We start from the raw sequence: 20,424 nt of genomic DNA, 5'->3' as shown, positions 1-20,424 counted from the left end.
ATGCCCGGATCCCCCACGGCCGTCGTGCCGCCCCAGGCCATGACCCCCGACGCGGACGCGACTGGGGAGGCCACCTCCGGGACGCCCCCGGACCCCGCCAGCTGGTCCGCCCGGCTCGCCGACGCGGTCCGGGGCCTCCCCGACGACGTCGTCGCCCGGGACGCCGCCGCCGAACCCTCGCGGGTCGGGTGGGAGCGAATCTCCGCCACCGGGCTGTTCGGCCTGCCGTTCCGGGCGGACCGCCGACGCTCGGACGAGGCGCTCCCCGCGATCGTGGCCGGCCTGGAGACCGTCGCGCACGCGACCGGGGACGCCGGCCTCGGGTTCGCGGCCTCCACGCAGCTGGCGAGCGCGGTCGTCCCGCTCGCACGGTTTGGCACGCCCGACCTGCGCGAGCGGTACGGGGCGGGCCTCGCGGCGGGAACGACGGTCGGTGCCCACGCGATCACGGAGCCGCATGCCGGATCCGACGTCTCGGCCCTCCGGACGACCGCCCGGCGGGACGGGGCGACGTTCGTCCTGGACGGCGACAAGGCGTTCGTGTCCAACGGACCGGCCGCCGACCTCTTCGTCGTCTACGCCGCCACCGGAGACGGCGACGCGTTCGGCGGCCTGACCGCCTTCCTCGTCGAGCGCACGGCCCCGGGCCTGACCGTCGGCCCCGCGCTCGCGACCGCCGGCCTGCGGACGTGCCCCCTCGGCCGGATCGGCCTCCGCGACGTCCGGGTCCACGAGTCGCACGTCGTCGGCCAGCCCGGCGCCGGCTCCTGGCTGCTCGGGCACGTGATGGCCCGCGAGATCCTCTTCATCGCCGCCGGCCACGTCGGGATCATGCGCCGGCGCCTGGAGCAGGTCGTCGCGCGCGTCACCGAACGGGAGCAGTTCGGGCAGCCGATCGGCGCGTTCCAGGCCGTGTCGCACGCCGTCGCGGACCTGCACGTCCAGACCGAGACCGCCGCCAAATGGGTCCGGGACACCACGGCGCGGCTGGCGAACGGCGAGGACGCGACCGCCGAGATCGCGGCCACGAAGCTCGTGGTCAGCGAGGCGAACGTCACCACCGCGCGGACCGCGGTGCAGCTCTTCGGCGGCGACGGCTTCCTCGTCGAGACGGGCATCGAGCGCGGGCTCCGCGACGCCGTCGCGGGCACGATCTACTCGGGCACCTCCGAGATCCAGCGCAACAAGCTGGCCGCCCTGCTCGGGGTCCTGCCCACGGCCGGAGCGACCCTGTGAGCACCACGACCGACCCGCTTGCGCCGGTGCTTGCCCCGACCGAGTTCCTCGACTGGCAGCACCCTGCCGTCCAGTCCTTTGCCCAAGACGCCGCCGGCGACGCCCGGGACCCGACCGAGCGCGCCGTCCGGCTGTACTACGCGGTGCGCGACGGCCTCCAGTACGAGGTTTTCGGCCAGAGCCTGACCCGCGAGGGCCTGCGGGCGAGCACGATCCTCGCCCGCGGCGAGGGCTTCTGCGCCCACAAGTCGATCCTCTACGCGGCCGCGGCCCGCGCGCTCGGGATCCCGAGCCGGGTGGCCGTCGGCGAGGTGCGCAACCACCTGTCGTCGCCGCGGCTGCAGGCGCTCGTCGGCGGCGACCTCTTCGTCCACTGGTTCGCGTCGATCCACCTGGAGGGCCGGTGGCTCGACGTGACCCCGGTCTTCAACGGCCTGCTCTGCCGGCTCTACGGGCTCCCGCCCCTGGAGTTCGACGGGACGGGGCACGCCAAGGTCCATCCGTACCGCGACGGTGCGGAGATGGAGTTCGTGACCGAGCACGGCGCGTTCGACGACGTCGAGTACGACCACCTGATCGGCCTGATGCGCGCCCGGCACCCCGGGATGTTCGCCGCGGACGGGATCGTCCCCGCGCCGGCGCCGGCCCCCGGCCTCCGCCGATGACGCGCCCGCGGATCACGGTCTGGTTCGACTACGTCTGCCCGTACTGCCTGCTGGCCGCGCCGGCGATCGACGCCGTGGCCGACGAGTTCGGGCTCACGGTCGAGCTGCGCCCCTTCGAGCTGCGGCGACGCCCCGCGCCGACGCTCCGCCCGGAGGATCCGTACCTGCCGGCGGTGTGGGCCGGGTCGGTCTTGCCCCTGGCCGAGCGGCTCGGGATCCCGATCAGCCTGCCCACGATCTCCCCGCAGCCGTACTCCGACAGCGCGTTCGCGGGCCTCTTCCACGCCGAGCGCGACGGCCGGGGCGCGGCGTGGACCAGGGCGGTGCTGCGGGCCTTCTTCCAGGAGGACCGCGACATCGGCGACCACGCGGTGCTGGCCGACATCGCGACGCGGATCGGCCTCGATGGCGACGAGCTCGGATCGGCGCTCGCCGACGGTCGCCACCGCGGGGCCCACGAGCGCGCGCTCGCCGACGCCGATCGGCGGGGCGTTCGTGCGGTGCCGACGGTGGAGGTGGGCGGGCAGCGCATCGAGGGCGCGCCGGACCGCGAGCACCTGGCCCGCCTCGTCAGCCGCGCCCTCGCGACCCCGGACCCGGTCGCCGCCGAGTCCCTTCCCCCGACACCACGACGAAAGCAGTGATCCTCATGGCCTCGATCTCCCGGAGGTCCGGATGAGCTCCGCGTCCGGTACGCACCAGCAGCGCGACGCGGTGCTGGGCGACGCCCTGGAACGGGTCGTGCAACGGTCGCTCGAGTGCGTCGAGGACGGCGGCATCCCGTTCGCCGCGATCGTCGTCGACGCGGAGGGCCGGATCCTCGGCTCCGGGGTCAACCGCGTGATCGCGGACCACGACGCCCTGGCGCACGCCGAGGTCGTCGCGATGCGCGACGCCGCCCGGCGCGGCGGGCGGCGGGCCCTCCTCGACTGCGTGCTGGTCGCGTCCGGCGAGCCGTGCGGGCTCTGCTACCTCGCGGCCCGGCACTTCGGGGTCGGGCGGATCGTCTTCGCCGCCGATCGTCACGCGGCGGCGGCGCACGGCTTCGACTACCGCAGCTCGTACCGCGTGTTCCAGACGCCGCCCGAGGGCTGGTGGCGACCGCCCGCACGCCAGGTCGACGTCGCCGGTGCGCTGCGACCGTTCGAGCGCTGGCTGGAGGTGCGGCGATGACCGCGGAGCGCCACGACGGCTGGAGCGCGCGCTTCCGCCTGGGGGTCATCGTCCCCCACGCCGACGTCGGTCCGGAGGCGGAGCTGCAGGCCATGGCGCCGCCCGAGGTCACGGTGCACGCCGGCCGCGTCCACTTCTCTGCGATGCGCGCCGGGGGCGTGATGGACCCGAAGATCCCGCACGACCCGGTCCTGGCGTTCGTTGAGCCGCCGCTGATCGACGACGCGGTGGAGCTGCTGGCCGACGCACCGCTCGACGTCATCGCCCTCGGGTTCACGAGCTCGGCGTACAAGCTGGGGCGCGAGGGGGAAGGGGAGCTGCTCCGGAGGCTCGAGCGGCGCAGCCGGGGGATCCCGCTGATCTCCGGCGGATCGGCAGCGTCCGACGCCCTGCGCGCGCTGGACGTGCAGCGCCTCGCCCTCGTGCACCCGCCGTGGTTCGACGAGGAGCTCGATGCATTGGGCGCCCGCTACTTCGGGACGCACGGCTTCGACGTCACCCACCACGGCCCGGCGCCGCTGCCGAGCGACCAGTCGGCGATCGGCGTGGCCGACGTCGCGGACGTGGTGGACGCGGTCGCGGAGCTCGCGGGCGACGCCGACGGCGTCTTCATCGCAGGCAACGGGTTCCGGGCGGCCGGGGCGATCGCCGACCTGGAGGAGCGCCTGGGCGTCCCGGTGGTCACCGCCAACCAGGTGCTGCTCTGGCGGGCGCTGCGCGGGGTGGACGGCATCGGGCCGATCCGGGGCTTCGGCCGCCTGCTCGCCGGGGAGCGCGTCCCCGTCTGACCGTGGCCGGCGGCCGGCGGCCGCCGGTCGGCGGTCGGCCGCCCGCCGCCGGCTCACGCGGCCCGGGCCGCCACGCGCGACGCCCCGACGGAGCCGGACCGCAGGTCGGTCACCTCGACCACGATCGACCGGGCCGCGAGGGCGGCGAACCACCGATCGCGCACGTGGCGCTCACGGAACGCCCGCCCGTCCACCGCGAGGGCGTCGATGGTGGGGCACGGCTCGCCGGCGGCCTCGAGCCGCCAGCGGGCCGCGGCGTCGGCGAGCCCCTCGCTGTAGCGGTGGGGCGGACCGGGCGGCCGGTGCAGGACGAGCTGACGCGCCCCGCGGCGGTCGAGGCGGCGGGACAGCGCCCCGATCGCGATCAGCTCGTCGACGGCCGCGAGGATCGTCTTGCGGTTGTCCGCCGACGGGTCGAGCTCGAGCACCTCCGCGACGTCCCGGGCGAGGCCGGTGATCGTGCGCTCGACGGGCCCGGTCGTGCCCTCGCGGTCGCCGGCGAGCTCGAGCCACACCCGGGTCGCGCGCAGGACCCGGCGAAGCGTCCGCCGGTTGTAGGGAGCGCCCCGCAACAGCAGCGCGGCGATCTCGTGCTCCCCCAGGTACATGGGCTCCCCGGGGCGGTCTCCGGCGGGCAGCGCGCTGGCCGGTACCCCGCCGCGGTGGGCGACGGACGCCGGCCGGTCGCCCATCGGGGGCAGCGGCGCCGCCAGCGCGCCCGGCGGGGTGCTGAAGATCGGGTCCGGGTCGCGTTCCCGGGCCCGGAACGCGATCCGCAACCGATCGGTGGCGATCAGCGCCTCCCACGCCCGCGCCCCGGGACCGTGGTCGACCAGGCGGATCCGGGCGTCGGTCACGAGCCGCTGGATCCGGGTGCCGCCGAGCGAGGCGGAGGAGATCGAGTCCTGGGCGAGGACCGCGGCGCGCAGCTGACGGACCGTCGGGGCCGGCGGTCGGACCAGGGCGATCCCGGCGATCCCCGACTCGATCGCCCCGACGTCGGCGAGCAGGTCCATGGCCTCCTCGAACGCGGGCAGGGCCTCCCAGAACGGCCGCGTCAGGCGTTCGAACCGGCCGCGGACGTCGGCCGGGACCCGCGGCAGGCGGGCGTGGTACCCGCCTGTCCGCGCGAGCAGGAGCGTGTGGACAAGGGCGGCGGCGAACCCGTCGTTGACCTCGGCGCCCCGGGCGAGCACGAGGGCGAAGACGTCGAACGGGGAGACCAGCGCGGGCCACGCGCCCTCCGCGTCGCCGATCGGTCCGTCGGTCGCGTCCGCGATGCGGGCGGGCCGGTACACGAGCTAGTCGGCCGCCAGGTGCCCCCTCCAGCCGAACTCCTCGCGCACGAGGGTCCGCATCAGCGGGCCCTCCCGGCGCCGGGGATCGCGTCGGCGGCGAGGAGGAGGACGGCGGTCGCGACGACGCCGTCCCGCACCGTCCACCGGCCATCGAGGGCGTCGAGCAGGCCCGCGGCGTCGCACGGCCGCGAATCTCCCGCCCGGTGCACGCGGAAGCCGCGGACCGTGGGCCGGATCGTCGTCGCACGCGGTGCTCCGAGCGCGATGCCGGCCGCGGACAGCGCCTTGAACACGCTCTCCCGGGCGCTGAACGCGAGGGTCGCGCCGAGAGCGCCGCCGCCGCCGACGCAGGAGGCCCAGCGGTCGCGCTCGTCCACGTCGCACACGAGCCCGGCCGCGGCGACGGGCAGGATGCCGGTCTCGACGTCCAGGCCGATCGCCCCCAGGGCCGTCGCCGACGCGGCCGCGGCCGCCACGAGGCCGGGGGTGTGGGAGATGCTGCCGACGGCGCCGGCGGGCCAGGCGGGTGCGCCGTCGTCGCGCCGCGGGAGGGGTCCGGGCGCCGGGAGCCCGGTCGCCGCGAGCGCGCGGGCCGCGCAGCGCCGCCCGGCCGCGCGTTCGCGGGCGTGGGCGAGGCGGCGGCCCTCCAGCCCGGGGTGCTCCCGGCCGGGGCCGGCGGCGCGGGGGCGGCCCGACGGCGGGCCGGTGGCGATGGTCGGCCGCTCGACGGCGAGGCCGACGGCAGAGGGGAGTCGCAGATCGTCGCGGAGCGCGCCGGCGGTGGGGGAGGGCCGCCGGCACGTCATCGGAGGACGCTCCCCGGGGCGCGTCCGTCCGGGGGCCGATGGTTGCCTGATGTGACAACGGACGGCGGTCGTTCATACACTCTCGGGCCATGAGCAGCGAGATCGAGCCCGCGTCCGGGGCGGCCGGCGGGCCGGGCGAGGACGACGGCGCGGTCGGCCGTCGGCTCCGGGAGCTCCGTCGGGCCCGCGGGCTGTCGGCCCGGGCGGTCGCCGAGCGTGCGCAGGTCAGCCCGGCCTACCTCAGCCGCCTCGAGAACGGAAAGGTGAGCCCGACGGTCTCCACGCTGACGCGGGTCGTCCAGGCGATGGACGAGTCGGTCGCGAGCCTCTTCGACGCGGCGTCGGTCGGGCCGGTCGTCCGGCGGGCGGACCGCCGGGCCGTGCGTCACCGCGGCGTCGTAGACACGTTCGTGACGCCGCCGGGCGCGACGCGCCTGGAGATCCTCGAGACCACGATCGACCCGGGGGCGGACTCCGGGCGCGGCTCCTACGCGCACCCCGGTGACGAGGAGTGCATCCTGCTCCTGGAGGGCGAGCTCGAGGTGTGGGTCGACGGCCTGGCGCACCGCCTCGAGGAGGGGGACGCGATCACCTACGCGTGCCGGCTCCCCCACCGGTGGAAGAACCACGGCGCCGTGCCCGCCCGCGCGCTGTGGATCGTGACGCCCGCCCGCTACTGACGGGCACGCCCACCCCGCCCGGCCCGCTCCTTGCGACGCCGCCTCGGGGGGCCCTTCGGCATCGTCCGCGACCGATGTTGCTCGATAAGTCATCATTCGGCTTGAGTGTACGCCGATCGTATGCCACCATGGTCCAATCTTCAAATATCGGATCAACAATCGGGGGTTGAGGGGCCCGGACAGCGTACGCCGTCGAGCGACCGGGCTGCTCGGTCGCCGCGCGCTGCTGGCCCTGCTGACGCTGTGGCTGGTGTCCCTGGTCGTCTTCGGCGCCGTCGAGCTGCTGCCCGGCGACGCCGCGACGACGATCCTCGGGAAGGAGGCGACCCCCGGGCGCCTCGAGGCGCTCCGGCGCCAGCTCCACCTCGAGGACGGCATCGTGCACCGCTACCTGCAGTGGCTGGGCGGCGTCCTCCGGGGCGACCTCGGGACGTCGGCGGCGACCGGATCGCCCGTCACCGAGCTGCTCGGACCGCGGCTGTCCAGCAGCGTGCTCCTCGTCCTGCTCGCCGCCGCGGTGACCGTCCCGCTCGGGGTCGGGCTCGGGGTGCTCGGCGCGGTGCGGCGCGATCGTCCGGTCGACCACGTGCTGGGCGTCGGGATGCTCGTCTTCCACGCCCTGCCGGAGTTCGTCGTCGGCATCCTGCTCGTCCTCGTCTTCGCGACGCAGGTCCTGCACGTCCTCCCCGCGGTCTCGCTCCTGCCACCCGGCGACTCGGCGTGGGCGCACCTCGACGTCGTCGTGCTCCCCGCGGCGACGCTCGTGCTGACGACGTTCGCCTACATCGGGCGGGCGACCCGCGCGGCGATGGTCGACGTCCTCGAGCGGGACCACGTCCGGCTCGCCCGGCTCAACGGGCTCCCCGAGCGGCAGGTGATCTGGGGGCACGCGTTCCCGAACGCCCTCCCGGCGGTGATCCAGGTCGTCGCGCTGCAGTTCGCCTGGCTGAGCGGCGGCGTCGTGGTCGTCGAGTTCGTCTTCTCGTTCCCGGGGATCGGCGCGGCGCTGGTGGAGGCGGTGCGCAACCGCGACGTGCAGGTCGTCCAGGCGATCGCGCTGGGCACCGGCGCCGTCTACGTCGCGGTCAACCTGCTCGCCGACGTCGCCACGACGCTCGCGACCCCGCGACTGCGGACGGCGGCGGCCCGATGAGCGGGAGGGGGCGGACCCTCGCCGCCGCGGCGCGGCTGGGCCGGGTCAGGCTGGGCCTGGCGCTCGTCGTGCTGGTCGTCCTCGTCGCCGTCGTCGGGCCGCTCGTCGCGCCGCACGACCCGGACGCGTTCGTCGCCCCGCCCAGCAGCGGTCCGGCGTCGGGCGCGGCGCTGGGCGCCGACGTCCTGGGTCGCGACGTCCTCAGCCGCTTCCTCTCCGGTGGCCGGGCGATCCTCGCGATGTCGGTCCTGGCCACCGTCGCGGGCGTCGGCGCGGGCGCGGCGGCGGGCATCGCGGCGGCGATCCGCGGCGGCTGGATCGACGAGCTGGTGATGCGGACCGCCGACGTCCTGCTGGCGATCCCCCAGGTGGTGCTCGTCCTGCTGGGCGTCGCGGCCCTGGGGCCGCAGCTCTGGCTGATCGTCCTGCTCGTCGCCCTGGCCAACGCGCCGCGCGTGGCCCGCGTGGCCCGCGGAACGGCGCTCGAGATCGCGCAGCGGGACTTCGTCCGGGCCGCGGAGGCCGCCGGCGAGTCGTCGCTGCGGATCGCGACGCACGAGGTCCTGCCCAGCGCGGCGGACGCGCTCCTGGTCGAGTTCGGCCTGCGTCTGACGGTGTCGATCGCGCTCGTCGCCTCCGTCGGCTTCCTGGGCTTCGGCCTGCAGCCGCCGGCGTCGGACTGGGGGCTCATGATCAACGAGAACCGGCTGGCGATCACCGCGCAGCCGTGGTCGGTCGTGCTGCCCGTGGTCGCGGTGGGCGTGCTGACCGTCGGCGTCAACCTCGTGACCGACGGGCTCTCGCGGGCCGCGGCCGGCCTCGACCGGGCGGGCCGCGCATGAGGACCCGTGACCCCGCCGTCCCCGCCGTCCCCGCCGTCCCGGCCGCCGAGATCCGCGGGCTGACGATCGCGCAGCCCGGCACCGACCGCCCCGTCGTCGACGACGTCTCGCTCGCGATCCGGCCGGGCGAGGTGCTCGCGCTGGTCGGCGAGTCCGGGTCGGGCAAGACCACGACCGCGCTGGCGCTGCTCGGGCACGTCCGGCGCGGCGCGCGCGTCGTGGCGGGCAGCGCCCTCGTCGGCGGTCGCGACGTCCTCGCCCTGCCGCCGCGCGAGCTGCGCGCGGTGCGGGGCCGCGCGGTCTCCTACGTCCCCCAGGACCCGGCGTCGTCGCTGAACCCCGCGCTGCGGATCGGGACGCAGCTGGACCAGGTCATCGCCGCCCACCTGGACGCCCCCCGGGACGAGCGCCGGGAGCGGGCCCGCACGACGCTCGCCGACGTCGCCCTCCCGCACGACCGGGCGTTCCTGCGGCGCTTCCCGCACCAGCTCTCCGGGGGCCAGCAGCAGCGGGTCGCCATCGCGATCGCCGTCGCCTGCCGTCCGGCGGTCGTCGCGTTCGACGAGCCGACCACCGGCCTCGACGTCACGACGCAGGCCCACGTGCTGGCGACGATCCGCGAGCTCTGCCGCACCCACGGCCTCGCCGCGCTCTACGTCAGCCACGACCTGGCGGTCGTCGCGCAGATCGCGGGCACCGTCGCGGTGCTGCGCGAGGGCCGCATCGTCGAGCGGGGCCCCGTCGCATCCGTGCTCCATGAGCCGGAGCACGCGTACGTGCGGGCCCTGCTCGACGCGCACCGGAGCGTCGGGCGTCCGCGCTCGCGAGGGACGCGCGGTCCCGCCGAGGCGTCTCCCGCCCCGGCGCCGTCCGCGCCGGAACCGCCCGCCCCGGAACCGAGCGGCGCGGTGCTCGCGGTGACCGGGCTCGTCGCCGTCCACGGTCGAGCGACGGTCGTCGACGACGTCGCGCTCCACGTCCGGCGCGACGAGTGCCTGGCGATCGTCGGCGAGTCGGGCAGCGGCAAGACGACCCTGGCCCGCTGCATCGCCGGGCTCCACCGTCCGGCCGCCGGCACGGTGACCCTCGACGGGGTGCCGCTCGCGCCGCTCGCCCGGGACCGCTCGCGGGAGCACCGGGGCCGCGTCCAGTACGTGTTCCAGAACCCCTACGCGTCGCTCAACCCGCGGCGCACGATCGGCGACACGGTCGACCGCGGCCTGGTCCTGTTCTCGGACGAGCCCCGTCGGCGGCGCGCGGCGCGGACGGCGGACCTCCTCGCGCGGGTCGAGCTGCCCGCCGGCGTCGCGGAGCGCCTGCCGGAGGAGCTGTCGGGCGGCGAGCGGCAGCGCGTCGCGATCGCGCGGGCGCTCGCCGCGGATCCCGACGTGCTCGTGTGCGACGAGATCACCTCGGCGCTCGACGTCTCCGTCCAGGCGTCCGTCCTCGGGCTGCTCGACGAGCTCCGCCGCGAGCGCCGCCTCGCGGTCCTCTTCATCACCCACGACCTCGCGGTCGTGCGCTCCGTCGCCGACCGCGTCCTGATCGTGCGCCACGGGCGTGCGATCGAGACCGCCGCGACGGAGGACGTGTTCACCGCGCCCGCCACCGAGGACGCCCGGCGGCTCGTCGCCGACAGCCCCCGACTCGACCGCGGCCCGGCCGTCCCGCCCCCGTCTTCCCTCCTCGCTCCCCTCCAACCGAACGGCTAACATGACCGACCTCCTCCCATCCTCCGCCCCCGACGGCCGCCGCCTGACGCGCCGGAGCGTCGTCCGCGGTGCCCTCGCCGGCGGCATCCTGCTCGGCGCCGGCGGCATCCTCAGCGCCTGCGGCTCCGACGAGCCGGGATCATCCGCCGCCGCCTCGACCGGCCCCGTGGTCCCGCGACGCGGCGGGCGATTGCGCATCGGCGTCGCCGGCGGCGGGCCGCAGGACTCGCTCGACGCCCACCGCTCCGACGCGTCGCTCGTGGACGCCATGCGCTCGAACAACCTGCACGAGCCGCTGGCGATCCGGGACCGCGACTTCCGGATCCAGCACGTCCTGGCCGAGGAGATCGCCCCGGAGCGGGGGAAGCTCGACGTCTGGACCATCCGGCTGAAGGACGGCCTGACCTTCCACGACGGCCGTCCGGTCACCAGCGACGAGGTCGTCTCGTCCCTGCAGCGGATCCTCGATCCCAAGGACCCGAAGAGCGCCGCGACCGCCCTGAGCAGCGTCGACCCCCGACGTATCCGCGTCGTCGACGACCGCACCGTCCGCCTGACGCTGCGCGAGCCCAACGCGAACCTCCTCGACGACCTCGCGCGCTCGACCGTCGCGATCGTGCCGAAGGACTACGACCCGAAGCACCCGATCGGGACGGGCCCCTTCCGGTTCCGCTCCTTCGAGCCCGGCCGCCAGAGCGTGTTCGTGCGCTACGACGACTACCGCGAGGCCCCGAAGCCCTACGTCGACGAGCTCGTGATCGTCGACCTGCCGGACGAGACGGCGCGGCTGAACGCGCTGCTCGGTGGGCAGGTCGACGCCATCACGGACCTGCCGACGTCCCAGCGCGCGGCGATCCGCGGCCGGCCCGGGTTCGCGGTGCTGCGGGCCAAGACCGGCAACTGGCACGCCTTCACCCTCCGCGTCGACACGCCCCCGTTCGACGACGTCCGCGTGCGCCAGGCGTTCCGGCTGCTCGCCGACCGCGAGCAGCTCGTCGCGCAGGCGCTGGCCGGCGAGGGCCGCGTCGCCAACGACGTCGTCTCGCCGCTGGATCCCGCCTACGACCGGGCCCTGCCCCAGCGCACGCAGGACGTCGACCGGGCGCTGGCCCTGCTCAAGCAGGCGGGCCGCCGGGACGAGACGTTCGAGCTCGTGACGGCGCCCCAGGTCGCGGGCATCGTCGAGGCGGCCCAGGTCTTCGCGAAGCAGGCCTCCGACGCCGGTGTGCGCGTGAAGCTGCGCAAGGTCGGCACCGACGTCTTCTTCGGCGACGAGTACAAGCGCTGGCCGTTCGCCCAGACGTACTGGACGACGCGCTCCTACTTCGCGCAGGTCGCGGCGACCCACCTGCCGAAGGCGCCGTACAACGAGACGCACTTCGACGACCCGGAGTTCAACCGCCTGATCGCGCAGGCCAAGCGGATCGCGGACGACGGGCGCCGGACCGAGCTGCTCCACGAGGCGCAGCGGATCGAGTACGACCGCGGCGGCCTGCTGATCCCGTACTTCTACAACGTCGTCGACGCGTACAGCACGAAGCTCGTCGGCCTCAAGCCCGCCAGCACCGGCCTGCCGCTGGGGAACTACCTGTTCAAGGACGTGGGGTTCGCGGCGTGAGCGCCGGGGGGTCACGGGGGTTCGTGGATCCGGCGCGCGCCCGGGCGACGCTCGGCCGGCGTCGCCTCGATGCGCTGCTCGCCGTGACCCCCGAGGACGTCCAGCACCTGACGGGGCACCGACCGTACGCCGCGGGCCTGGGGCAGGCGGTCGCGGTGCTCGCGGCCGACGGTGCCTCCCGCGCCCTGGTGGTGGGGGCCTGGGACCACGGCCGGGCGCGGACGGAGTCCGACGTCGCGGTGGTGCTCGCGTCGCCGGTCTGGATCGAGGTCGACGAGCTCGACGACCTGCGGGCGGGCACGACGACCGTCCGACCCAAGCCGGCGCAGCACGACGAGGCCGCTGCGGCCGTGCTCGTCCGGGACGCGCTCGAGGCGAGCGGCGTCGACGTCGGCGCACCGCTGCGGATCGGCGTGGCGACGCACGCGCTGGCGCTGGCGGACGCCGAGGCCCTGCGCGCGGTCCTGCCGCGGGCCGAGCTCGTCGACGCCGTCGCGGCGTTCCACGACCTCCGGGCGATCAAGCACCCGGTCGAGGTCGCCCGCCTGCGCCACGCGGCCGCGCTCGCCGACGACGCCCTGCGCGCGACGCTCGCCGCCGGCGTCGAGGGCCGCTCGCCGCTGCGCCTGCGCGCCGCGTTCGCGGCCGCCGCCTGGTCCGCCGCGTCGCACGGCGACGCGGCGGTGACGGAGGTCCGCGGCGACTTCACCACGGGCGGGGAGGTCGCTCCGAGCAGGCGGGCCGACACCACGCCGATCGCGCCGGGGGACGTCCTCTTCGCGGACTTCGGCGTCGAGGTCGACGGCTACGGCAGCGACGCGGGCCGGTCCTTCGCCGTCGGCCGCGTGCCCGCTCTCTCCGCCCGGATCTTCGACGCGCTGCTCGCCGGCCACGCGGCGGCGGTCCCGCTGATCCGCCCCGGGACGCCGATGCGCGAGGTCTTCCGGGTCGCCCAGGACGCGGTGCGGCGCGGGGGTCTGCCGACCTACACGCGCGGCCACGTCGGCCACGCGGCCGGGCTCGGCCTCGACGAGCAGGGGCCGTTCCTGGGGCCGTTCGAGGAGCGGCCGCTGGAGCCCGGGATGGTCGTCTGCTTCGAGACCCCCTACTACGTCCGCGGCCTCGGCGGCCACCAGCTCGAGGACATGTACCTGATCACCGACGACGGCGCCGAGCGGCTGACGCACCACCCCGCCGCGCTCGTCGCCCTCTGACCCGAGGACCCCCCACGATGACCATCCCCAGTCCCACGCCCACCCGCCCCGCCGCCGCCGGCGGACGCGACTTCGACGCGCTGTTCGATCCGCGGGTCGTCGCGCTCGTCGGCGCCTCGGCCGCCCCCACCAAGTGGGGCCACCTGCTCGCCCGCAACCTCCTGACCGGGACCGACCGGCGCACGGTCCACCTCGTCTCGCGCAGCGGCGGCGAGATCCTCGGGCACCCGGTCCACCGCAGCCTCGCCGACCTGCCGGAGCGCCCCGACCTCGTCGTCGTGGTCGTCCCCGTCGCGAGCGTCGAGCAGACCGTCGAGGACGCGCTCGCCGCCGGCGCCCGGGCGATCGTGGTGATCACCGTCGGCTACCGGGAGAGCGGGCCGGAGGGCGCAGCGCGCGAGCGGGCGCTCGCCGACCGCGTCCGCGCCGCCGGCGCGCTGCTCGTCGGACCCAACTGCAACGGGGTCTGGAACGGCGCGGTGCAGCTCGACGCGATGACCTGGCTCGACGACCCGCAGACCGGCTCGCTCGCGGTGGTCTCCCAGAGCGGCGGCATCATCACCGAGCTCGTGAGCCTCGGGCCGCGCCACGACGTCGGCTTCTCGCGGCTGCTCTCGTTCGGCAACCAGGCCGACGTCGACGCCGCGGAGCTCGTCCGCGCGCTCACCCACGACCCGGCGACGAAGGTCATCGCCGCCTACGTGGAGGAGTTCCGCGACGGCCGTGCCTTCCTCGAGGCCGCCGCCGAGGCGATTGCGGCGGGCAAGCCCGTCGTCCTGCTCGCGCCGCCCTCGAGCGACCCGACGCGCAGGGCCGTCGCGTCGCACACCGGCTCCCTGCTGGCCGACGACGTGGCGCGCCGCGCCGCCTGCCGCGCGGTCGGGATCGTCCAGGTGGAGACCCCGCCGCAGCTGATCGAGGCGGTCGAGGCGCTCCGGGCCCGCCGGGCGCCGCGGGGCCCGCGGGTCGGGGTGATCGCCGACGGCGGGGGACAGGCGGTGCTCGGGGCCGGCGCGGCCGTCGCCCGCGGGCTCGACGTCCCCGGGTTCTCCGACGACCTCGAGCGGGCGATCGCGGACGCCACCGCCGGCGCCTCCGCCCGCCGCAACCCGGTCGACATCACCGGCGGCTCCCACTTCGAGCTCAGCGACTACGCCGACGCCGTGCGGGTCGTGGCGGCCTCCGGTGAGGTCGACGCCGTCGTCCTGACGAGCATGTTCGGCGGCTACGAGCGGCAGTCGGTCGCGTACGTCGCGGACGAGCTCGCCGCGGCCGAGGCCCTCACGACCGTGGCGGAGGACACGGGCGTCCCGGTCGTGGTGCACACGTGGTACGGCGACACCCCCGGCGCCCAGGTGCTCCGGGCCGGCGGCGTCCCGGTCTTCGAGGACGTCGGCACGGCGCTCGACGCCGTAGTGCTCCTGCGGGACCGCGAGGACGTGCACGGCCTGCCGGCGGTCGCCGGCCGCGCGGAGGCGCCCGGGGACGTCGCGACCCGCGGGGTGCTGCCGGCCGACCTGCCCGACGCCGAGACGTTCGGCGACGAGCCGGCCGGCGCTCGACCGGCCGCCGCGCGGCCGTCCATCGGCGGGCCGCGGCCCGCCACGACGCCGGCCGGCCGTGCCGCGTACTGGCGCGACCGCCGGGTCGTCGAGGCCGCCGGGATCCCGGTCGCCGCGGCGCGCCCGGCGTCGACGCCCGACGACGCCGTCCTGGCCGCCGACGCCCTCGGGTACCCGGTGGTGCTGAAGGTCCTCGGCCGTGCCCACAAGTCCGACGACGGCGGGGTCGTCCTCGACGTCGCCTCGGCCGCCGCGGTCCGGGCGGCCGCCGAGCGCCTCCTGGGCGACCGGCCGGGTGCCGAGCTCGCCGTCGAGGCCCAGGCGCCGCTGCGCGACGGGGTCGAGCTGCTCGTGGGCGTCCGGCGCGATCCGAGCTTCGGGCCGCTGGTCGTCGTCGGCGCGGGCGGCCTGCACGCCGAGCTGCACCAGGACGTCGCCGTGGCCCTCGCTCCGGTCGACGCGGCCCGCGGCGAGCGGCTCGTCCGCTCCTTGCGGATCGCCCCGCTGCTGGCCGGAGCCCGCGGCAGACCGGTGCTCGACGTCGCGGCCGCGGGCCGGGCGGTGGCTGCGCTCTCCGCGGCACTCGACGGACCGGGGTCTCCGGACGAGCTCGAGGTCAACCCGCTGCTCGTCCTGCCGGCCGGCGTGTTGGCGCTCGACGCGCACGCCGTGCGGCCGCGCGACGCGGCGGACCGGGAGGCGGCGGACCGGGAGCGTCCGGCCACGGCCACGGCCACGGCCACGCACGCGCCGGCGTCGCGGACGGACACCGCGGTCGGGGTCTCGCCCGCGCCGGCCGCGGCCGCCGCGGGGCGAGCGGCGCTGCCTCCGGCGGACCCCGCCCCGCTGCCGCCCACCACCGTCGGCGCGCTCGTCCGCGAGGCCCGTGCGGCCGTCCGGGGCCTGTCTCCCGACGACCTCCGTCGCGAGCTCGAGGAGCGCCGGCCCGTCCTGATCGACGTCCGGGACGTCCGCGAGCGCTGGAAGGAGGGCGCCATCCCCGGCGCGACCCACGTGCCCCGCGGGATGCTCGAGTTCTGGGCCGACCCCACGTCCGAGTACCACCGCGCCGAGCTCGACCCCGAGCGTCCGGTGGTCGCCTACTGCGCCGGCGGCTGGCGCTCCGCCTTGGCCGCCGTCACCCTGCAGCGGCTCGGCTACCGCGACGTCGCCCACCTCGACCCGGGCTTCTCCGGCTGGAAGGCGGAGGGCGGCGCATGGGAGCCGGTCCGGCGGTGACGACGGCGACCGGTCTCCGTGCGGAGTTCCCGGTCCTGTCGCGCTCCGTCTACCTGAACGCCGGGTCGTTCGGGCCCGTCCCCGCAGCTGCCGCGCGCGCCGCGAAGCTCGTCCTCTGCCACGAGGCGACCTGGGGTCGACTCGGGCGCGACGAGGACGGCTGGGAGGCGGTGCGCGAGGACCTCCGCTCGGCCTACGCCCGCGCGCTGGGGCCGGACGTCCGGCCGCGCGACGTGGCGCTCACCACCGGGACGACCGACGGGCTCGCGCGCGTCCTGTCGGCGTTCCGCTGGGGACGCGACGCCGAGGTCGTGACCGCGGAGGACGAGCACCCGGGCCTCCTCGGCCAGCTGGCGGTCCTCCGTCGACGGGGGGTGCGCGTCCGCGCCGCCCCGCTGCACCGCATCCACGAGGCCGTGACGCCGGCGACGACCCTGGTCGCCTGCTCGCACGTCGCGTGGCGGGACGGCCGGACCGCGCCGTCCGCGCTGGCCGAGCTCCGCGGGCGTGTCCCGGTGCTGCTCGACGGGGCGCAAGGGGCGGGTGCGGTGCCGGTCGACCCCGCGGTCCTCGGGTGCGCCTTCTACGCCGCCCCCGGGCAGAAGTGGTTGTGCGGCCCGGCCGGCACCGGGCTGCTCTGGATCGACCCGGCGTGGCGGGACCTGCTCGAGCCCACCGGGGTCGGCTGGCGCAACCTCGACCACCCCGACGCGGGCCTCGACACCGTGCCCTTCGGCGACGCCCGAGCGTTCGACGCGTCGGCGTCCCTGCCCGCGGCGATCGCGCAGGCGACGGCGGCGATCCAGGTCCTCGAGCACCACGGATGGCCCGCCGTGCACGCCGACGGCAGCACGCTCGCCGCCCGCTTCGCGGCCGTGCTCGCGGAATCCGGCCGGGACGTCGCCGCCCGGGACGCATCGACGCTCGTCAGCTTCCGCGACGCCGACCCGCCCGCCACCGTCGCCCGCCTCGCCGACCGGGGGATCGACGTCCGGCGCCTGCCGGGCACCGACCTGGTCCGCGCCTCGGTCGGGGCGTGGAACGACGAGGACGACCTGGACCGGCTCGTGGAGACCCTCGGAGCGGCGGCCCGGTGAGCGGCGGCGCCAGCGCGGCGGGGGTGCTGCCCGGCGCGACGAGGGTCCCGGGCGACGCGTGGTCGTCACCGGCGTCAGAAGTAGCCGTTCGTCGGCAGCGCGCGGCCCGACACGAGGAGGGCTCCGAGCGCCTGCGCCTTGTAGCGCGACGGGTTGTGCGAGACCAGGGTGCGGATGTTCCGCCAGTGGCGGTCGAGTCGGCGCTCGGTCTTCGTGGCGGAGGCGCCGCCGGCTTCGAAGAGGAGCCCCGCGGCACGCAGCGCGGTCTCGTCGACGTGGATCTTCACGCGCGCGGCGGCGGCGGCCGCGTCGCGGACCGCCTCGCGATCGGGGCGGCCCCCGAGGCCACCGCTCGCTGCGGCGACGTCGAGGGCGTCGGCGGCGGCGAGCACCAGGGCCTGCGTCGCGTACTGGGTGGCAGAGAGCTCCCCGACGACCTGATGCAGCAGCGGATCGTCGGCGGCGACGGGCGTCGGCGCGTGGCTGAAGGTCCGCGGGCGGGACCGGACCAGCGAGACGGCGTCGGTGACCACGGCGCGGAGGATGCCCGCGATCACGGCGTGGAGCCAGAGCTGCGCCAGCGTCGGCTCGTAGGTGGCCGGCGCCTCGAGGTCCAGGCGCCAGCCCGGCAGGACCTCGTCGGGCGCGAGGCGCACGTCGTGGAACTCCGCGGTCCCGCTGCCGGTGTGTCGCTGCCCGATGCCGTCCCAGTCGTCCCGCAGCTCGACGCCAGCGCGGTCGGTCGGCACGACCGCGTGAACGATCTCCTGCGGGCCCCGCATCGCGAGGACCGCGACGTGGTCGGCGAAGCGCGCGCCGGTCACGAACTGCTTCGTCCCGCGGAGCCGCAGAACCGCCCCCTCGGTCGTCACCGACGTCGCGTACGCGCGGTCGTCGCCGACGGGCCGCGGCCCGGCCTCCGTGGTGGCCATGCCGAAGAGCGCGCCGTCGGTGACCCGCCGGAGCCACGGATCCTGGGCCCCGGGTCGGGTCGCGAGCAGACGCTCCTCGACGAAGCCGAAGTGGTTGCGCAGGATGTGCGCGACGTCGGGATCGACCTCCGCGACGTCCACGATCGCGGCGAGCAGCTCGCGGAGCGTGGCCCCGCCGCCCCCCTGGGCGCGGGGCACGCGGAGCGCCCCGAGCCGGGACGCACGCACCACGGCGAGCGCCGGGGCGGGGTCGGCCCGGTCATCCTCCCGCGCGGCGGCGATCGCCTGGACCAGCTCACGGAGCGCCGGTCCGCCGGAGCGGAGATCGGCCGCGATCTCCGCGACGCCGGACCCTGCTGGGACAGCGCTCACCAGGTGCCGCCTTCCGGCAGGTGCGTGGTGGCGAGCATCGTGCTCGGACCGTCCCCTCCCCCGCGGTAGCCGTGCGGCAACGCCCCCGAGAACGTCGCCGTCATCCCCTCGTGCAGCTCGTGCCGGGTCCCGTCGACGACGAGCACGAACGTGCCGCCGACCACGCTCACGGTGCGGACCACGCCTTCGGGATAGGGCACCGTGTCGTAGGACTCGCCGGGGTGCAGCCGCCACCGCCAGAGCTCGACGGGCGCGGCGCCGCGGGTGCTGAGGACGAGGTTCGCGGTCCCGCCGGCCGGGCCGGTCCAGAGGGCGGGGAGCGTCGCGACATCGACGACCTCGACGACGTCGCCCGCGGGCGTGTCCAGCAAGGAGGAGACGGGCAGGCCGAGCGCGTCGGAGAGGCGGCACAGCGTCGAGAGGTTCGGGTTGGTGGTCCCGTGCTCGACGGCGACCAGTGCGCCCTTGCTCACCCCGGCACGACGGCTCAGCTCGTCCTGCGTCCACCCCCGGGCGTCGCGGGCGCTGCGGACCGCCCGGGCCAGGGTGCTGACGACGGTCGACTCGTCCATGACGTCAGCATACCGCGCTGGTCATTTTGATGGAACTTACCGGCAGACAAAGGTCGCCATAGAGGCGTTCCGGCCGAACTTTGAGATCAAGGGCTAGTCATTCTGGTGGAACTTCTGTACGTTCCCGGTCGATTCATGGAAAACCTGATCTGCAATACGAAGCGCGCTGCCGGAGTCGCGGGATGATCGAGGTCGAGCGGCTGAGCAAGCGCTACGGCGCAGGTGCGCACGCGGTCGACGCCCTCGACGCCGTCGACCTCTCGGTGGCGCGGGGCGAGATCGTCGCGGTCGTCGGGCCGAGCGGGTCCGGCAAGAGCACGCTCGGCGCGTGCGTCACCGCGCTCACGCCACCCACCTCGGGCACGGTCTCGATCGACGGGCGTCCGTTGACCGGCCGGTCGGGGGCCGGCCTCCGTGAGCTCCGGCGCTCGATCGGGACGGTCTTCCAGGCCTCGAGCCTGCTCGGACGACGGACGGCCGCCGACAACGTCGCGCTGCCGCTCGACTACCTGCGCGTGACGCGGGCGGACCGCGACCGTCGGGTCGGCGAGCTGCTCGAGCGCGTGGGGCTCGGGCACCGCGCGCACCACCGGCCGCACGAGCTCTCGGGCGGGGAGCGCCAACGGGTGGGGATCGCTCGCGCCCTGGCGCTCCGGCCGTCGGTGCTCGTCGCCGACGAGCCGACCTCGGGCCTGGACGCGGACGCGACCGCGTCGATCCTGGACCTGCTCGACGAGCTCCGGAGGGAGCTCGGGCTCACGGTCCTGCTGATCACCCACGAGATGGACGTCGTGCGCCGGATCGCCGACGGGGTCGTCCGCCTGGCGGCGGGGCGCGTCGAGGAGCAGGGCCGCGTGGCCGGGCTGGTCGTGACCCCGACGTCGCGGCTCGGCCGGTCGCTGCTGCCGTCGCTGCCCGCGGAGCGCGCGCCGACCGGGCAGACGGTGTGGCGCGTCTCGTACGGGTCGGGCGCGGTCCCGGACGACTGGCTGCAGCGGCTCGGCGATCTGGTCGACGGCCCGGTGTCGCTGCTCGGCGCGACGGTCCAGACCGTGCAGGGCGTCCGGACGGGCGAGGCCCTCGTGAGCCTCACCGTCGACGACCCCGAGGTCGTCACCGCGCGGCTCCTGGACTGGGGCCTCGTCGCCGAGATCGAGTCCCCGCCGCCCGCTGCCGCGGGGTCGGGCGACGCGCGGCGGTCGGCGACGAAGGCGGTGGCGCCGTGAGCGCCGCGCCGCTCGTCACCGCCGTCGCGACGCCCTGGGGCGAGCTGCCCGACCTGCTGCTGCCCGCCTACGGACAGACCGCCGTGATGGTCGGCACCGTGATGCTCGTCGTGGTGCTCCTCGGGCTGCCGGCCGCCGTCCTGGTGCACAACACCGGGCCGGACGGGCTCGCCCCGAACCCGCCCGTGCACCGCGCCCTGGGGGCGGTCCTCAACCTCGGGCGCTCGCTGCCCTTCCTC

The 20,424-nt window shown here is 76.2% G+C and carries 18 protein-coding genes and 1 pseudogene; 15 read left to right on the top strand and 4 right to left on the bottom strand.

The window, feature by feature from the left end; genetic code table 11:
• From AB0L40_RS08060 to AB0L40_RS08040, 5 genes are read left to right on the top strand one after another with little or no spacing between them, the layout of a single operon-like run.
• Positions 1 to 1,236: an acyl-CoA dehydrogenase family protein gene (locus AB0L40_RS08060; RefSeq protein WP_364351843.1), complete on the top strand. Its 1,236-nt coding sequence runs from the start codon at positions 1 to 3 to the stop codon at positions 1,234 to 1,236.
• Entirely contained in the window at positions 1,233 to 1,901 is a 669-nt protein-coding gene (locus AB0L40_RS08055) for a transglutaminase-like domain-containing protein (protein WP_364351840.1), read from the top strand. The genes AB0L40_RS08060 and AB0L40_RS08055 overlap by 4 nt, the downstream gene beginning before the upstream one ends.
• Positions 1,898 to 2,545: a DsbA family protein gene (locus AB0L40_RS08050; RefSeq protein ID WP_364351837.1), complete on the top strand. Its 648-nt coding sequence runs from the start codon at positions 1,898 to 1,900 to the stop codon at positions 2,543 to 2,545. The genes AB0L40_RS08055 and AB0L40_RS08050 overlap by 4 nt, the downstream gene beginning before the upstream one ends.
• Before the next feature lie 31 nt (positions 2,546 to 2,576).
• Positions 2,577 to 3,074, top strand: coding sequence for a nucleoside deaminase (locus AB0L40_RS08045; protein ID WP_364351834.1), 498 nt, complete (start codon positions 2,577 to 2,579; stop codon positions 3,072 to 3,074).
• Positions 3,071 to 3,862 carry a maleate cis-trans isomerase gene (locus AB0L40_RS08040; RefSeq protein WP_364351831.1) on the top strand — a complete coding sequence of 264 codons (792 nt, stop codon included), beginning with the start codon at positions 3,071 to 3,073 and terminating at the stop codon, positions 3,860 to 3,862. Before AB0L40_RS08045 ends, AB0L40_RS08040 begins: the two co-directional genes overlap by 4 nt.
• A gap of 53 nt (positions 3,863 to 3,915) precedes the next feature.
• Here the strand turns inward: AB0L40_RS08040 and AB0L40_RS08035 are convergent, their stop codons facing one another.
• Entirely contained in the window at positions 3,916 to 5,160 is a 1,245-nt protein-coding gene (locus AB0L40_RS08035; RefSeq protein WP_364351828.1) for a hypothetical protein, read from the bottom strand.
• A 59-nt stretch (positions 5,161 to 5,219) separates the two neighbouring features.
• Positions 5,220 to 5,966: a hypothetical protein gene (locus AB0L40_RS08030; protein ID WP_364351825.1), complete on the bottom strand. Its 747-nt coding sequence runs from the start codon at positions 5,964 to 5,966 to the stop codon at positions 5,220 to 5,222.
• A gap of 89 nt (positions 5,967 to 6,055) precedes the next feature.
• On the opposite strand from AB0L40_RS08030, the gene AB0L40_RS08025 reads away from it, so the two are divergent.
• From AB0L40_RS08025 to AB0L40_RS07990, 8 genes are all read left to right on the top strand, one after another.
• Positions 6,056 to 6,646: an XRE family transcriptional regulator gene (locus AB0L40_RS08025; protein WP_364351822.1), complete on the top strand. Its 591-nt coding sequence runs from the start codon at positions 6,056 to 6,058 to the stop codon at positions 6,644 to 6,646.
• A gap of 166 nt (positions 6,647 to 6,812) precedes the next feature.
• Entirely contained in the window at positions 6,813 to 7,799 is a 987-nt protein-coding gene (locus AB0L40_RS08020) for an ABC transporter permease (protein ID WP_364351820.1), read from the top strand.
• The gene (locus AB0L40_RS08015; RefSeq protein WP_364351817.1) at positions 7,796 to 8,641 is read left to right on the top strand and encodes an ABC transporter permease; all 846 of its coding nucleotides are present in this window, start codon (positions 7,796 to 7,798) and stop codon (positions 8,639 to 8,641) included. The genes AB0L40_RS08020 and AB0L40_RS08015 overlap by 4 nt, the downstream gene beginning before the upstream one ends.
• Positions 8,638 to 10,353 (top strand): ABC transporter ATP-binding protein, encoded by a 1,716-nt coding sequence (locus tag AB0L40_RS08010; RefSeq protein WP_364351814.1) that lies wholly within the window; start codon positions 8,638 to 8,640, stop codon positions 10,351 to 10,353. Before AB0L40_RS08015 ends, AB0L40_RS08010 begins: the two co-directional genes overlap by 4 nt.
• 1 nt (position 10,354) lies before the next feature.
• Entirely contained in the window at positions 10,355 to 11,971 is a 1,617-nt protein-coding gene (locus AB0L40_RS08005) for an ABC transporter substrate-binding protein (protein WP_364351811.1), read from the top strand.
• A 23-nt stretch (positions 11,972 to 11,994) separates the two neighbouring features.
• A complete protein-coding gene (locus tag AB0L40_RS08000; RefSeq protein ID WP_364351808.1) occupies positions 11,995 to 13,185 on the top strand; it encodes a M24 family metallopeptidase in 1,191 nt (396 codons plus the stop codon).
• 17 nt (positions 13,186 to 13,202) lie between these two features.
• Complete coding sequence (locus AB0L40_RS07995) at positions 13,203 to 15,986, top strand: acetate--CoA ligase family protein (protein ID WP_364351805.1); 2,784 nt, start codon at positions 13,203 to 13,205, stop codon at positions 15,984 to 15,986.
• A complete protein-coding gene (locus AB0L40_RS07990; RefSeq protein WP_364351802.1) occupies positions 15,965 to 17,083 on the top strand; it encodes an aminotransferase class V-fold PLP-dependent enzyme in 1,119 nt (372 codons plus the stop codon). The genes AB0L40_RS07995 and AB0L40_RS07990 overlap by 22 nt, the downstream gene beginning before the upstream one ends.
• 74 nt (positions 17,084 to 17,157) lie before the next feature.
• Here AB0L40_RS07990 and AB0L40_RS07985 read toward each other — a convergent pair whose 3' ends face one another.
• Both AB0L40_RS07985 and AB0L40_RS07980 read right to left on the bottom strand, forming a co-directional pair.
• Complete coding sequence (locus AB0L40_RS07985; RefSeq protein WP_364351799.1) at positions 17,158 to 18,387, bottom strand: acyl-CoA dehydrogenase family protein; 1,230 nt, start codon at positions 18,385 to 18,387, stop codon at positions 17,158 to 17,160.
• Positions 18,384 to 18,959, bottom strand: coding sequence for an XRE family transcriptional regulator (locus tag AB0L40_RS07980; RefSeq protein ID WP_364351796.1), 576 nt, complete (start codon positions 18,957 to 18,959; stop codon positions 18,384 to 18,386). Before AB0L40_RS07980 ends, AB0L40_RS07985 begins: the two co-directional genes overlap by 4 nt.
• 182 nt (positions 18,960 to 19,141) lie before the next feature.
• Here AB0L40_RS07980 and AB0L40_RS07975 point away from each other — a divergent pair, with 182 nt between their 5' ends.
• Complete coding sequence (locus AB0L40_RS07975) at positions 19,142 to 20,185, top strand: methionine ABC transporter ATP-binding protein (RefSeq protein ID WP_364351793.1); 1,044 nt, start codon at positions 19,142 to 19,144, stop codon at positions 20,183 to 20,185.
• Positions 20,182 to 20,424: pseudogene (locus AB0L40_RS07970) on the top strand (ABC transporter permease); the annotation flags it as partial. The gene AB0L40_RS07975 and the pseudogene AB0L40_RS07970, both read left to right, overlap by 4 nt.

Source organism: Patulibacter sp. NPDC049589 (assembly GCF_040675535.1).
GTDB lineage: Bacteria > Actinomycetota > Thermoleophilia > Solirubrobacterales > Solirubrobacteraceae > Patulibacter.
The sequence above is the reverse complement of the archived record's forward strand: the minus strand, read 5'-3'. Positions and strand labels throughout refer to the sequence as shown.

Bases quoted from the DNA above. Each gene is read 5' to 3' on its own strand.
- AB0L40_RS08060 (WP_364351843.1), top strand. From the start codon at position 1: ATGCCCGGATCCCCCACGGCCGTCGTGCCGCCCCAGGCCATGACCCCC.
- AB0L40_RS08050 (WP_364351837.1), top strand. From the start codon at position 1,898: ATGACGCGCCCGCGGATCACGGTCTGGTTCGACTACGTCTGCCCGTAC.
- AB0L40_RS08045 (WP_364351834.1), top strand. From the start codon at position 2,577: ATGAGCTCCGCGTCCGGTACGCACCAGCAGCGCGACGCGGTGCTGGGC.
- AB0L40_RS08040 (WP_364351831.1), top strand. From the start codon at position 3,071: ATGACCGCGGAGCGCCACGACGGCTGGAGCGCGCGCTTCCGCCTGGGG.
- AB0L40_RS08030 (WP_364351825.1), bottom strand. From the start codon at position 5,966: ATGACGTGCCGGCGGCCCTCCCCCACCGCCGGCGCGCTCCGCGACGAT.
- AB0L40_RS08025 (WP_364351822.1), top strand. From the start codon at position 6,056: ATGAGCAGCGAGATCGAGCCCGCGTCCGGGGCGGCCGGCGGGCCGGGC.
- AB0L40_RS08015 (WP_364351817.1), top strand. From the start codon at position 7,796: ATGAGCGGGAGGGGGCGGACCCTCGCCGCCGCGGCGCGGCTGGGCCGG.
- AB0L40_RS08010 (WP_364351814.1), top strand. From the start codon at position 8,638: ATGAGGACCCGTGACCCCGCCGTCCCCGCCGTCCCCGCCGTCCCGGCC.
- AB0L40_RS08005 (WP_364351811.1), top strand. From the start codon at position 10,355: ATGACCGACCTCCTCCCATCCTCCGCCCCCGACGGCCGCCGCCTGACG.
- AB0L40_RS07995 (WP_364351805.1), top strand. From the start codon at position 13,203: ATGACCATCCCCAGTCCCACGCCCACCCGCCCCGCCGCCGCCGGCGGA.
- AB0L40_RS07990 (WP_364351802.1), top strand. From the start codon at position 15,965: ATGGGAGCCGGTCCGGCGGTGACGACGGCGACCGGTCTCCGTGCGGAG.
- AB0L40_RS07980 (WP_364351796.1), bottom strand. From the start codon at position 18,959: ATGGACGAGTCGACCGTCGTCAGCACCCTGGCCCGGGCGGTCCGCAGC.
- AB0L40_RS07975 (WP_364351793.1), top strand. From the start codon at position 19,142: ATGATCGAGGTCGAGCGGCTGAGCAAGCGCTACGGCGCAGGTGCGCAC.